The following is a 12,513-nucleotide window of genomic DNA, read 5'->3' on the forward strand; positions in this document are numbered from 1 at the left end:
TGGATGTGTCGGTCAGGAGTTCATCGACGACGACGTCGAGGAGGTGTTCGTGGTGGTGCGGGTCGCTGCTGTCGGCTGGGTGGCCAGCAGCTCACGGCGGGCTCGGGTACGCCAGGACGCCCCCGACAGGGTCACGACCTCGGCGTGGTGAACCAGCCGGTCGATCATCGCGGCGGCCACCACGTCATCACCGAAGACCTCACCCCAGCGCCCGAACGGCATGTTCGAGGTGATCAGCAGTGAGCCGCTCTCGTAGCGGGCGGCGACCAGCTGGAAGAACAGGTTCGCGGCGTGCTGGTCGAAGGGGATGTACCCGACCTCATCGATGATCAGCAGCCGGTGCTTGCGCAGCCGCTTGATCTCCGCGGCCAGCCGGCCCTCCTCGTGGGCGGCGCCCAGGCGTGCCAGCCACCCGGTCGCGGTGTCGAACAGCACCGGGTAGCCGGCCTGGACGGCCTTGTAGCCCAGCGCGATCGCCAGGTGGGTCTTGCCCACCCCCGGCGGGCCCAGCAGCACCAGGTTGTCGGCCCGACCCACGAAGGCGGCACTGGCCAGGTGGGCCAGCACCTCCCGGCGCAGCCCTGGCTGGTGGTCGACGTTGTAGTCCTCCAACGTCTTGATCGCCGGGAAGTGGGCCCCGGCAGTGCGGATGGCGCAGCCGTTGGCTTCGCGGTCAGCGACCTGACGTGCCAGCACCGCGGCCAGGTACTCCTCATAGGTCCAGCCCTGATCGCGGGCTTGGTCGGCCAGCACCTGCCAGGTCGCGGCGATGGTGGGGGTCTTCAGCGCCCGGGCCAGGTAGGTCAGGTGCGCCCCCACGGCGGCATGGTCGCGACCGGGCACGTACCCGGCGTCAGCGGGTAGACCCACCGCGCCGGGAGTGGCGATCGGGCTCATCGCTGCACCCCCGTGCTGGCATCAACGCCTGCGCTGACGTCGGGGTCGAAGTGGACCCCAAAGAGGGCGTCGTAGTCCGGTAGCGCCCGCAGCATCACCGGGTGGCCGTCGTCTTGGTAGTGCACCTGGGCGCGGGCGGCCTGCTCACGGGCGGCGCGCGCGACGGCGAAGTCCGCGCGCAGGGCCTTCGCGCGCACCACGTGCGCAGGGTCGGTGATGCTCTGGTGGCGGGCCCAGCAGCGCACATGGTCGGCCACCACCTGCCCACCAGTGCCCGTGCTCCTGCCGCTGGTCGTTGCGACCGCGATGCTCGAGCAGGTCGCCACCACGCGGGTGGGGGTGGTGACCACGTCGATGAAGCGGCCGATGGCGCTGGGGTCCACGGAGTAGTCGTTGCCGTCCACCCGCACGTAGTAGTCCCGCCCCAGGCGCACCCGCAGCTGGTGACCGACCACTGGGGCCGCCTGCGGCAGGGCCACCATCGCCGCACGGTCAGCGACCAGGGCCAGCTCAGGTCGGGTGCCGGTGGCGCGCACCGGGCGGGCATTGGCCCGCGGCAGCCACGCCGCCAGCTGGGCGTTGAAGTCGGCTGGGCTGGCGAAGCGGCGCCCGGGCAGAAAGGAGGTGTCGCGTGATTGACAGGTAGCCGTTGGTGCGCTCGATGACGCCCTTGGACTCCGGGTCCCGCGGCGGGCACAGCCGCACCCGGGTGCCTAGCGTCCCGGCGAAGGCGGCCACCTCAGCAGCGACGTGTCCGGACCCACCGATGGCTGACTCCCGGTCCCACACCAGGGTGCGGGTCACCGCCCCCATCGCAGCGATCAGCTGCCACATCCCGGCCAGAAGGTCCGCGCCAGTACGGCTGGGCAGCATGACGGCGCTGATGTAACGGGAGTAGGCCAGCGTCATCGTCAGCACCGGCAACTTGACGATCCCTCCCAGTGCGACAGGACCGGCGACCTGCCCGTAGCCGACGGGAACGGCGGCGGCGGGGAACCACAGGTCGCACTGGGTGGCCTGACCCGCCAGGTGCACGATCCGGTCGGCGGGGTCGACGCCGGCGTACTCGGGCCGGATGGCCCGGACGCGGTCCTTCAGGATGGTGATCGAGTGCGTCCAGGCGATCCGCTCAGCGATCACCGTCGCCGGCATCCGCGGGTGCTCGGCCAGCAGCGCGCGCACCGCCGGTTCGACGGCATCGACCAGGGAGCCCTTGGCGGGGCGCTGGTAGCGCGGTGGCCGGTCAGCGGCCAGCGCCGCGCGCACGGTGTTGCGCGCTACGCCGAGCCGGCGGGCGACCTCCTTGATCGGTACCCCTTCAGCGCGGTGCAGTCGGCGGATCTCCGCCCAGTCCTCCACAGTGATCACCCTCCACAGGGTCGGAGGGGGTCAACATTCACCCGACGCCTGGGGGTCAGTTTTCACGCGTCGTCGACAGCGCCACGAGGTTCAGGGGGTCGTTGTAGGGGGTGATGGCCACCAGCAGTCCCAGCGGCTCTCGGGTGTACCAGCCGCGTCGTCCCTCAGCGCCGGGGAAGGTGTCGAAGGGGACCACCTCCCCCGCGTTGCGGGCGGCTTCAGCTGCTGACAAGCGCAGGGTGTTGACGGCTCTGGAGACCTCCTTGCGCGCTTGCCTGATGGTCTTGCCCGCCTCTGCCACCAGCAGGCTGGCGACTTCCTCGCTGCGTTCCAGCAGCCGGGTGGCGGCGCCCTCGAGGATGGCGGTGCGCTGGTGGCGTGGGAGCGCCGCGGCGATCCGGCAGGCCTGGGAGCCCCGGCGCACCGCTGCTGCGGCGTCCTCAGCGGTGTGCTGAGGCACGGTAGCGAGGACGTGGCCGGTGTACTTGTCACGGACGGGCAAGTCACCGGACAGATCACCGGGCTGGTCACCGGGCGACGCCGCGACCTTCCCGCCGGGATCACCGACCCCGGCCGCCACAGCCGCAGCGCTCACCATCGACCCTCCAGCGCGCGGTTCTGCCTGCTCAGACATCAGCGCCGAGCCCAGCAGGGTTCACCGAGGGATCTTCGGCGGGGATGCTGCCGTGGGTGCCGGCGGGGGTGCCGGCGTGGATGCTGATGATGTCGGCGATCAGGGCGTAGGCGGTCTGGGTCCGTCCGGCCCCAGGACCGGTGATGGTGACCTCCCCGAGCAGGTCCGTCGTCAGGCTCAGCGCGTTGGTGGCACCGCTGACCGCCGCCAGGGGGTGGATGCCAGACAGGGCCCTGGGAGTCACCTGGGCGTGCACGCTGCCGTCGGCCTGCAGGTGGGCTGACCCGATGAGCTTCCAGCGCTCACCTCGCGCTGCGGCGCTGGTGATGTCGTGGGCGCTGATGCCTTCGATACCCGTGGTGGTGACCTGTGCGGGCAGCACGTGCGCCCCCAGGAGCTCATTGGCCAGGATCGCGACCTTCAGCTGGACGTCGGAGCCCTGCAGGTCCGCGCTCGGGTCGGCTTCGGCGTAACCCATCTGCTGGGCCTCAGCGACGGCCTGGGCCATCGACAGTCCGGTCTCCATGCGGCCCAGGACGTAGTTGCAGGTGCCGTTGAGCACGCCCTGGAAGCCGGTGACGTGCACCCCTGCCAGGGGTCCGCGGATCAGGTTGAACACCGGGGTGCCGCTGAGCACGCTGCCTTCGTGCGCGAAGCGCAGCCCCCGCGCCGTGGCCAGGGCGTGCAGGGCGGCCCCCTGCAGCGCCACTGGTCCCTTGTTGGTGGTGACTACGTGCTTTCCGGACTCCAGCGCCCACCGCACGTGACTGGAGGCCGGCTCCCCTTCGCGGGGGTCGGTGAAGGTGGCCTCCACCACAATGTCAGCGGCACAGCCGCGGATCACCGCCTCGTTCTCCGGCGTGGCTGACCCACCGGGGGCACCTGCGAAGGTGGACCCGCGCGGCATGGCCAGCACACGGGCCAGGTCGATGCCGTCGGGCTGGACCAGGGAGCCCATGAGCAGGTCGGTGATGGCCACCACGCGCAGGCCGAACCCGAGCTGGGTGAAGCGCTGCCGGTCTTCGGCGACCAGCTGGGCCAGAGCCCGGCTGACGCCGCCGAAGCCCACCAGTGCCAGGTCGTAGGTCTGCATCGCGATCCTCCTGTAGGTCACCCCCGGTAGGTCATCCCCGGTAGGCCGTCCCGCGCTTCTGCGTGCCGCGGTGAGGCTCACTGTGAGCGGCCTGCTGCACCAGCGGCGATGGTCGATCCGCTCGTGGGTGATGGCGATCTGCTCGTGGTGGGAGCAGATCGCTCAGGCTCCCGCGATGCACTCTTCTGCACTTCGGAGTGCAGTCGATGTGCGCTACGGTGCTTGCATGAGCGAGGCACAGCCCGTGGAGCACCGCGCGCAGGTCGGCGCCCTGGCCGAGGCCATCGGTGCTCGGGTCCGCGGGTGGCGCACGGAGCGCTCCTGGACCCTGGACGTGCTCGCGGACCGCTCCGGAGTCAGCCGGCGCACCCTCATCGGCATCGAGCAGGGACAGTCCAACCCCAGCGTCGGTGCCCTGCTGCGCCTGTCCGCGGCGCTTGGTGTCGCCCTGGCGGCTCTGGTGGAGGAGGAGCGCCCGGCGGGCCTTCAGGTCACCCGCGCAGGAAGCGCCCCGTGCCTGTGGCAGGGCAGTGCCGGGGGTCGAGGCCTGCTGGTCGGGGCCACCGAGCCGCCGAACGTCGCTGAGCTGTGGGACTGGGTGATGCAGCCCGGTGAGCAGCACTCCAGCGAGGCCCACACCCCCGGTACCCGTGAGGTGCTGCTGGTGCTGGAAGGGGAGCTGGAGGTGACGGTGGCCGCCCAGAGCAGCCGGCTGCAGGTCGGGGACTCCGCGGTCCTGGCGGGGGATCAGTCCCACGGGTATGCCTGCGCCGGGGAAGCCCCCACGCGCTTCTCCATGGCAGTCCTGCAGCCAGGAGTACGGGGCTGAGGACCCAGCGGCCGCGTGAGCACCTCGGCCCACTCTGCGAGCAGCCCCCAGCAGCAAACAGCAGCCCCATCGACGCTCAGCAGCGCTCAGCGCAAACCCTACGACCACGACAGCAGGAGCCACCACCATGAGCACGCACCCCACCGGTCAGCAGTGGCTGCAGGAAGCCACGGTCAGCGAGGCCGTCTACGCGCTGCGCCCGGACTACCGCGCGCTGCTCGTGCTGGCAGAAGACCTGCAGCCCGGCCCCAGCGATGCCAGCAGCGAGGCCCTGCTCGCCGCCGCCGAGCAGCAAGCCGCGACCGCGCTAGCGGGGGGCCGCCCGGAGGACCTGGCGCCGCTGGCCGCGTGGCGCGAGACCTACCGCGCCTTCGGCGCCAAGCCCCAGCGCACGCGCCCCAGCGTGGAGGCACTAGTGCGCCGGGTCGAGGCAGGCCTGCCGCGCATCGACCGCATCACCGACACCTACAACGCCATCTCGGTGTCACACCTGATGCCGCTGGGCGGGGAGGACGCTGACCGCTACGACGGGCCGCCGCGCCTGGTCCGCGCCGACGGCTCCGAGCAGTTCCACACCGGAGCCGGTGGTGAGCCCGTCGTGGAGCACCCCGAGGTCGGTGAGGTCGTGTGGGCTGACGCGGCCGGGGTCACGTGCAGGCGCTGGAACTGGCGTCAGTGCACCCGCACCCAGATCGCCCAGGAGACCACCCGGGCCCTGTTCATCCTGGACAGCCTGCAGGACGTGCAGCCCCTGGAGGACCTGCACGCAGCTGCAGCCCAGCTGCAGACGGCCCTGGCCGCCTTCAGCCCGCGCGCCACGTTCGCCACGCGGTTGCTGGGTCCCACCGGCTGAGGCGGGCCAGCACCCACCCTCAGCGCCGCCCCAGGGCACCCGGCCCTCGGGCACCACCAGTGCCCTCTTCGGGGACGCCAGCCGTGACCACTTCAGGGACACGAGCTGTGACACCAGCAGCGACACCAGTAGTCAGGAGTCCGCCCTCATGCCCTCCCCCACCGAGCCGGTGACCCGCCCCGACAAGACCGAGCCGGCCACCCTTGCCTTCGCCACCCAGGCCGTCCACGCCGGCAACACCACCGACTCCGCCGGCGGAGCCATCCGCACCCCGATCGTGATGGCCAACTCCTACCTGCTGCCCGAAGACCCCTCCCAGATGGACTGGTCAGACACCGAGACGCTGGCCTACACGCGCAACGCGGGGTTCAATCAGATCTGCCTTCAGAACAAGCTGGCGGCCTTCGAGCACGGCGACGATGCCGCCGTCTTCGCCACCGGCGTCGCCGCGCTGCACGCCATCTTCTTCACCTTCCTCAAAAGCGGCGACCACGTCGTCGTCGGCGACGTCACCTACCAGGCGGTCTGGCGCCTGATGGCCGAGATCCTGCCGACCAAGTACGGCATCGAGACCACCTTCGTGGACATGAGCGACCTGGACGCCGTCGCCGCAGCGATGCGGCCCAACACCCGCCTGGTGCACACCGAGGCGATCGCCAACCCCACCACCAAGGTCGCCGACATCGCTGCCCTCGCCCAGATCGCCCACGCTGGCGATGCGCTGCTCAGCGTTGACTCCACCTTCACCCCGCCGCCGTTCTTCCGGCCCCTGGAGCTGGGGGCGGACCTGGTGGCCCACTCCCTGACCAAGTACGTCAACGGCCACGGTGACGCGATGGGCGGAGTCGTCATCGGATCCCGTGAGCTGGTCAACGCGGTCAAGGCGGAGGCACTGGTCGACGTCGGCGGCGTCATCTCACCCTTCAACGCCTGGCTGATCATGCGCGGGTCGGTGACGCTGCCGCTGCGGCTGCGCCAGCACCTGGCGAATGCCGAAGCGGTGGCCGCCTTCCTGGAGGCAGACCCGCGGGTGGCGTTCACCTACTACCCGGGCCTGCCCTCCCACCCGCAGCACGAGGTCGCTGTGCGCCAGTTCGCCGGGCGCGGGTTCGGGGCGATGCTCGCCTTCGCCGTCGAAGGTGACCCCACCACGCAGAACAGGTTCGTGTCCCACCTGCGGATCATCACCTCAGCGGTCTCCCTCGGGCATGACGAGACGCTCATCGTCCACGTTGCTGCTGAAGCTCGTGGTGGCTCGGAGAGCTACCCGCCGCTGTTCCAGCAGTACGGGCACCTGCGTCTGTCCGTAGGGCTGGAGGAGAGTGAGGACCTCATCGCTGACCTGCGCGCTGCCCTGGATGCCACCTTCGGTCCGGTCAGCACCGCCGACAGCACCGACAGCGGCCCCGCCGACAGCACCGCCGGCAGCACTGCGACGACCCACGGGCAGATGTAGCTGATGGCGTGGGTCCTGCTCCTCGGCTCCGGTGCGATGGAGGCCGTCTGGGCCATCGCGCTGGCCGGAGCCGGCAAGACGCGACGGATCGCACCAGCGGCCATCTTCGTGGGCGCGACCGCTCTCAGTCTGGGCGGTCTGGCCCTGGCGATGCGGGAGATCCCGACCGGCACCGCCTATGCGGTCTGGGCGGGCACCGGAGCCGCGCTGACAGTGCTGTAGACCATGGCCACCCGCCCCCAAGAACGATCGCTGACCAGGGTGGGCCTGCTGGTGGCGCTGATGAGCTGCGTCGTCGGCTTGAAGGTGACCGCCTGATGGCTTGGACGATCCTGATCATCAGCGCCTGCTTCGAAGCGGTCTGGGCCACGGCGCTGGGGCACTCTAACGGCCTGCGTGAGCCGATCCCCGTCGTGGTCTTCCTGGTCGCGTTGGTTATCAGCCTGACGGGGCTGTCTCGGGCGATGCGGACCATCTCGGTCAGCGTCGCCTACTGCGTCTGGGTCTCCATCGGCGCGGTGCTGACCGTGGTCGTAGCCATGGCCAGCGGTCAAGAGCCCGTGTCTGGGATGCGCGCGCTGCTCATAGCCGGCGTGATCGCCTGCGTCATCGGACTGAAGGTCTCGACCCCCGAACCCGCCCAGGTCCCCGGCCTGAGCTCGTCTGCGACCCGCTCGGGCGGTGCAGGAGGCATCGAGCATCGTGCGGGTGGCCGGCCCGATGACCGCGCATCCCCTCGGCCCCGACGTTGACCCCAGCAACGACCCCGACCCCGACCCCAGCCCCGACCTCTTCTCCTACTCCCACCCCGACTTCGAGTCCCCGACCTGAGAGCGAGTGACGTGTTCACCGGATTGAGCGCCTTCCCCCTGACCCCCCTGGACGAGCAGACCGAGCAAGGCATCGACGAGGCCGCCTATGCCCACCTCGTGCGGCGCTGCGCCGCCGCCGGCGCCGACTCCATCACCGCTCTGGGCTCGACCGGCTCCTACGCCTACCTCACCCGCACCGAGCGGGCCCGCGTCGCCCAGCTCGCCGTCCAGCACGCCAACGGCGTCCCCGTCATCGTCGGGATCGGCGCCCTGCGCACCCAGCACGTGCTGCAGCTCGCCGAGGACGCCCAGTCCGCGGGAGCGTCGGGAGTGCTGCTCGCGCCGGTGTCCTACCAGCCCCTGACCCCCGACGACGTCCTCGGCCTGTTCCAGGACGTCACCGCCCAGCTGTCGGTGCCGCTGGCCGTGTACGACAACCCCGGCACCACCCGCTTCACCTTCACCGACGACCTCTACCGCGCCGTCGCCGCCCTGCCCGGTGTCGCCTCGATCAAGATCCCCGGCATCGCGCAGGACCCCGCGGACGCGGCCGCGCGCGTCGCGCAGCTGCGGGCGCTGCTGCCCGCGCACGTCAGCGTCGGCATCTCCGGAGACTCCCAGGCCGCGCGCGGCCTGCTCGCCGGGTGCCAGGCCTGGTACTCCGTCATCGGCGGCACCCTGCCCGAGGTCGCGGTGGAGCTGACCGCGGCAGCCCTCGGAGGTGACACCGAGCGCACCGAGCAGCTCTCGGCGCGCCTGCGCCCGCTGTGGGACCTGTTCTCCCGCCACGGCAGCTACCGCACGACCGCCGCCGTCGCGGAGCACCTCGGGCTCGCGCGGCGCTCCTGCCTGCCGCTGCCGGTCCGCGGCCTGGACGACGACGCCCGCGCGCAGGTGGCCCGCGTCGTGGACGCCCTGGGCCTGTGACCTCGACCCGCCAGCCCGCCTGCCTGACCGGCTTCCAGGACATCGACCCGTCCGTTTGCCGGTCCAGCTGCCGGCCGAACTGAAAGTGCTGCGACGTGGACGAAACTGTGCGCAGTCCTCGTGACGACTCCGCTGAGCGCTCCTTCGAGGGCTCCGTCCACAACCGCGGCGAAGACCCTATCGACGCCCCCGTCGATGACCCTGTTGACGATCCTGGTGACGGCCGTGGTGACGATGCGGGTGGCATTACGCGGTCGGGTCTTGCCGGCACACGCCGGACCGCTTTGGCCCGCTACGTCATCGCCGCGACCCTGGCTCGCACCGCTGATGGCGGCGCGGTGGTGGCGATCGTGCTGCTGGTCACCACCACGGGTGGCCCAGGATGGCTTGGAGGCCTGCTCGCAGCGTGCCTGACCGCACCGCACCTGGCCGGACCGTTCATCGCCCGCCCTCTGGACACAGCACGCGACGGTCGAAAGGTCATCTCCGCGGCATGCCTGGGCCACGGCGCGACCCTGGCCGCAGCAGTCCTGCTGTATCCAATGGTCCACCCCGCGGTCTGCGCCCTGCTGCTGGCCGCCTCGGGACTGCTGGGCCCCCTGCTGACCGGGGGCATCAGCAGCCGGCTACCGGCCATCGCCGGCCCAGGCCAGCGCGACCAGCGCCGCGCCCAGGGCTGGGACGTGGCGACCTACGGCATCGGGGGGACCATCGGCCCGTCAGTGGTCGCAGCCGTGACCGCATGGTCCAGCGCAACCACCGCCGCGCTGGTGCTCGCCGCGGCCACCGTGGTCGCTGCCGCCCTGGTGATGCTGCTGCCCGCTGACCGCGTGAAGCCGACCTCAGCGGCGACGCCCCAACCGGCGGCGACGCTGGGGTTGATGCTGCGCCACGGGCCGCTGCGCCGGACGCTCTACCTGACGATGGCGGTGTCGGCCTCAGTCTCGGTGCTACCGGTGACCGCGGTGGCCTCCACCGGCGCGCTGGGCGTCGGGCACGCCGCTGCGGGGGTGCTGACCTCCGCGTACGGGATCGGCGGGCTCGCTGCCTCAGGGGTGCTGATGGTCCGCCCGCTGGCCGGGGATGCGGACCGCAGCACCACGGTGCTGGCGGTCGCCGTCGCAGGCGGCTTGGTCGCGGTGCTGGTCTCGGGGGTCTTCGGGGTGGCGGTGGCCACCTACGCGCTGGCGGGAGCGCTGAACTCGTTGTTCTTCGCAGCGACCTTAGCGGCGCGCAGCGAGTACGCGCCGGTGCAGGCGCGGGGGCAGGTGTTCGTCTGGATCGGAGCGTTGAAGATCACGGCCGGGTCTGCGGGGACGGCAACGGCTGGGGCGCTGGTGGCCGCCTCGGTGGCGTTGCCTCTGCTAATCGGTGTGGGACTGAGCTCGGTCGCGGCCTTGGCCAGCGCCCTCGAGCGGCACGGCATGCACCGCAGGCGGTCAGGCACCGCCGCCGCTAGGGCAACCTCGGCTCCTGCACGGGTGCAGCGCCGCGAATAGGTGAGACATGGTCCGCAACGGGCGTGCGCCACAGTAGGCACGACCGACCGGCTGACGCCAAGGACGCGCCGGGTCGTATTTCAGCCCGTCTCACATGACGAACGATGACCGGGCGTTTCCGGCGCATGAGGCGCGCTCATCGCGACGACGCAAGCTGTGTCACTCGCGGATCCGCTGTGAGACGGGCTTCGGCGTCCCCACTGAGTGCTCCGGAGCCAGCCAAAGCGCCCGGTGCGAGGTCGTCAGCGAGACGCTGACCGCAGCACGGTCCTCGTTGGACGCTTCGCCCATGCTCCGGTCCGGCCCCTAGCGTGGGGCGGTGGACGGCCAGCGTCGAGCCCTCGTCAGCGCGTACTGGCGTTTCTGCGAGCTCTTCTCGGGGGACCGCGCCCAGCGCCTGGCCTCTGATGCCCTGTGGTGGGCGCGGGAGGCCGTTCACGACTCTGTTGAGCAGGCCCCTTTGGCGGAGGTGATCGACCTGTTCGATGACCTGCTGGCCGCCCCAGAGGCCGACCTCAGCCGTTTCGGGGCCGGACCGCTGGAAGACCTCCTTAGGGAGCGCCCCCTCGAAGAGCGCTTTGACGTCGCTACAGCGGTCGCCGAGCAGTGCCACCGCGGGGAAACCGCCGACCGGTGGCGCGAGGCCCTCACGAGCGTGTGGATCACGCAATATGATCGCGATTTGCTGCCGGCGCTGGACGATCACTTACCACCCCCCCTCGACCGCCACTGAGCCACCGATCCGCACTTCGCCGCGGAGCGCACGAGGGTCGTCTTCGGTATAGCAGTCCCTCCTCCGGTCCTGCTGCTGCGGCGGTAGGAGCCTCAGCGCACTACCTTTCGGGCACACCACTCCTAGCCACTGGAGACGTCATGGCGCCCGGCGCGAACCACTCCCAGCCTGCGCCACCTCTTGCCCCCCGCACTCCAGAGGGGACCCACGGCGAAGCTCAGTGGCATCGAGCCTTGGCCATCGCCCAGACCATCCCTCTGCCAGCACGCGACGACCAGCCGCGCCAGGCCCGCCGCGGCAAGGCGGCCTTCGCTGCGGTCGTGCTGTCCCTGACGGCGACCGGCCTGGTCGTGGCCTACGGGCAGCACTCGGCCTCCGGCGCCGCCGCATCCACCACGTCGTCCGCGTCCTGGTCCCGCCTGGGCTTGCAGTTGGGTCTGACAGCCCTTGGTCTCGCCCTGCTGGTGACCGGTGTCGTTGTCATCGTGCGCAGCGGCTACTGGCGAGCTAGCGCCCGCGGCCCGCTGAGCGCTCTGGACCGTCCTGAGCGGCGGCTGGTGATGCGTCAGCTGCGCGGCCAGCAGCCCGTGGACACCGCCGACCAGCCGCACATGCTGGTGCTGCTGGCGGTGGCCGCGGGCCTTCGAAGGCCCTGGGGATATCTGCTGCTGGTCTGCGGAATGGTCACCAACGTCGCCGCCCAGGCTGTCGGGGCTGCTCGCCCGCCGGCGCTTGTGTGGGTTTGGGTGCTCTGCCTGGTGCTCTTCGCTGCCGCCTCGGTGCGACTGTTGCACGACAAGAAGGTTGCCGAGCGCTTCCTGGACCGGTACCTGTGGTCTGCGGGTGGCGGTGCAGATCTGGTGCGCCCGGGCCGGTGAGTCCACTCGGTCTCAGCCGGCGTTCGGAGCCGATCCGGCTGTGGCGCTGGCCGCGCACCGAGTGGGAGCGGCTGCTTGCGGGGGTGCTTGCTGGGCTGCTCCTGGTCACCGGGATGGCGATCCTGCGCTCTGGGCCCGGTGCAGATGCCCGTGCGGCGCAGCTGCGAACCCAAGGGGTGCAGACCAGCGCCCACATCACCCGGATTGAGACCACCGGGCCCGGTGGACCACGGGTGAGCATCGAGTTCACCGCCGCCGACGGGCAGGTCGTGACAGCTGAGGGCGAGCGCCCCGGTGGCCAGTACAGCCTCGGCGGGAAGCTGGCGGTGGTGTACGACCCTGATGACCCGCAGTCCTTCGCCTTCGGCCGTCGCACCGACGTGGATGCTCCTGAGCCGGTGTGGGCCTTCTTCGGCGGATTGACCACAGGTCTAGGGCTGTGGCAGCTGCTCAGGACTGTGGCTGGCCTACGGCTGCTGCGGCGTGCGGTCGCGTAGGCCGATCGTCTGCGCAGCAGCCCGGACAGCGATCGTCTGCGAAGCA

The 12,513-nt window shown here is 71.0% G+C and carries 13 protein-coding genes and 1 pseudogene; 10 read left to right on the plus strand and 4 right to left on the minus strand.

Annotated features, from left to right (window positions below; translation table 11 throughout):
• Positions 1 to 12: 12 nt before the first annotated feature.
• The 4 genes and pseudogenes from istB to FHN55_RS16670 all read right to left on the minus strand — a co-directional run bounded on the left by istB (position 13) and on the right by FHN55_RS16670 (position 3,983).
• The gene (gene istB, locus FHN55_RS16655) at positions 13 to 897 is read right to left on the minus strand and encodes an IS21-like element helper ATPase IstB (RefSeq protein ID WP_139713462.1); all 885 of its coding nucleotides are present in this window, start codon (positions 895 to 897) and stop codon (positions 13 to 15) included.
• A pseudogene (gene istA / locus FHN55_RS16660) lies at positions 894 to 2,265 on the minus strand (IS21 family transposase). The gene istB and the pseudogene istA overlap by 4 nt, the downstream one beginning before the upstream one ends.
• A gap of 46 nt (positions 2,266 to 2,311) precedes the next feature.
• Positions 2,312 to 2,851, minus strand: coding sequence for an aldehyde dehydrogenase family protein (locus tag FHN55_RS16665; protein ID WP_257571077.1), 540 nt, complete (start codon positions 2,849 to 2,851; stop codon positions 2,312 to 2,314).
• Between the two features lie 31 nt (positions 2,852 to 2,882).
• Positions 2,883 to 3,983 carry a homoserine dehydrogenase gene (locus FHN55_RS16670; RefSeq protein ID WP_139713464.1) on the minus strand — a complete coding sequence of 367 codons (1,101 nt, stop codon included), beginning with the start codon at positions 3,981 to 3,983 and terminating at the stop codon, positions 2,883 to 2,885.
• Between the two features lie 226 nt (positions 3,984 to 4,209).
• On the opposite strand from FHN55_RS16670, the gene FHN55_RS16675 reads away from it, so the two are divergent.
• The 10 genes from FHN55_RS16675 to FHN55_RS16725 all read left to right on the plus strand — a co-directional run bounded on the left by FHN55_RS16675 (position 4,210) and on the right by FHN55_RS16725 (position 12,467).
• Complete coding sequence (locus FHN55_RS16675) at positions 4,210 to 4,812, plus strand: helix-turn-helix domain-containing protein (protein WP_139713465.1); 603 nt, start codon at positions 4,210 to 4,212, stop codon at positions 4,810 to 4,812.
• Positions 4,813 to 4,939: 127 nt separating this feature from the next.
• Entirely contained in the window at positions 4,940 to 5,665 is a 726-nt protein-coding gene (locus FHN55_RS16680) for a B3/4 domain-containing protein (protein ID WP_139713466.1), read from the plus strand.
• A gap of 148 nt (positions 5,666 to 5,813) precedes the next feature.
• The gene (locus FHN55_RS16685; RefSeq protein ID WP_139713467.1) at positions 5,814 to 7,121 is read left to right on the plus strand and encodes a PLP-dependent aspartate aminotransferase family protein; all 1,308 of its coding nucleotides are present in this window, start codon (positions 5,814 to 5,816) and stop codon (positions 7,119 to 7,121) included.
• A 3-nt stretch (positions 7,122 to 7,124) separates the two neighbouring features.
• Entirely contained in the window at positions 7,125 to 7,343 is a 219-nt protein-coding gene (locus FHN55_RS16690; RefSeq protein WP_257571079.1) for a multidrug efflux SMR transporter, read from the plus strand.
• Positions 7,344 to 7,438: 95 nt separating this feature from the next.
• Positions 7,439 to 7,873: a multidrug efflux SMR transporter gene (locus FHN55_RS16695; protein WP_139713468.1), complete on the plus strand. Its 435-nt coding sequence runs from the start codon at positions 7,439 to 7,441 to the stop codon at positions 7,871 to 7,873.
• Positions 7,874 to 7,963: 90 nt separating this feature from the next.
• Positions 7,964 to 8,860, plus strand: a complete 897-nt coding sequence (locus FHN55_RS16705) for a dihydrodipicolinate synthase family protein (protein WP_139713469.1) — start codon at positions 7,964 to 7,966, stop codon at positions 8,858 to 8,860.
• A gap of 95 nt (positions 8,861 to 8,955) precedes the next feature.
• Complete coding sequence (locus tag FHN55_RS16710) at positions 8,956 to 10,359, plus strand: MFS transporter (RefSeq protein ID WP_180357904.1); 1,404 nt, start codon at positions 8,956 to 8,958, stop codon at positions 10,357 to 10,359.
• Between the two features lie 319 nt (positions 10,360 to 10,678).
• Positions 10,679 to 11,092, plus strand: a complete 414-nt coding sequence (locus FHN55_RS16715; protein ID WP_139713470.1) for a hypothetical protein — start codon at positions 10,679 to 10,681, stop codon at positions 11,090 to 11,092.
• Between the two features lie 233 nt (positions 11,093 to 11,325).
• Positions 11,326 to 11,970, plus strand: a complete 645-nt coding sequence (locus FHN55_RS16720) for a hypothetical protein (protein ID WP_139713471.1) — start codon at positions 11,326 to 11,328, stop codon at positions 11,968 to 11,970.
• Between the two features lie 83 nt (positions 11,971 to 12,053).
• Positions 12,054 to 12,467, plus strand: coding sequence for a DUF3592 domain-containing protein (locus FHN55_RS16725; RefSeq protein ID WP_257571080.1), 414 nt, complete (start codon positions 12,054 to 12,056; stop codon positions 12,465 to 12,467).
• Positions 12,468 to 12,513: the final 46 nt, after the last annotated feature.

The sequence above is a fragment of the Streptomyces sp. NP160 genome (assembly GCF_006335115.1).
Lineage (GTDB): Bacteria > Actinomycetota > Actinomycetes > Actinomycetales > Quadrisphaeraceae > Quadrisphaera.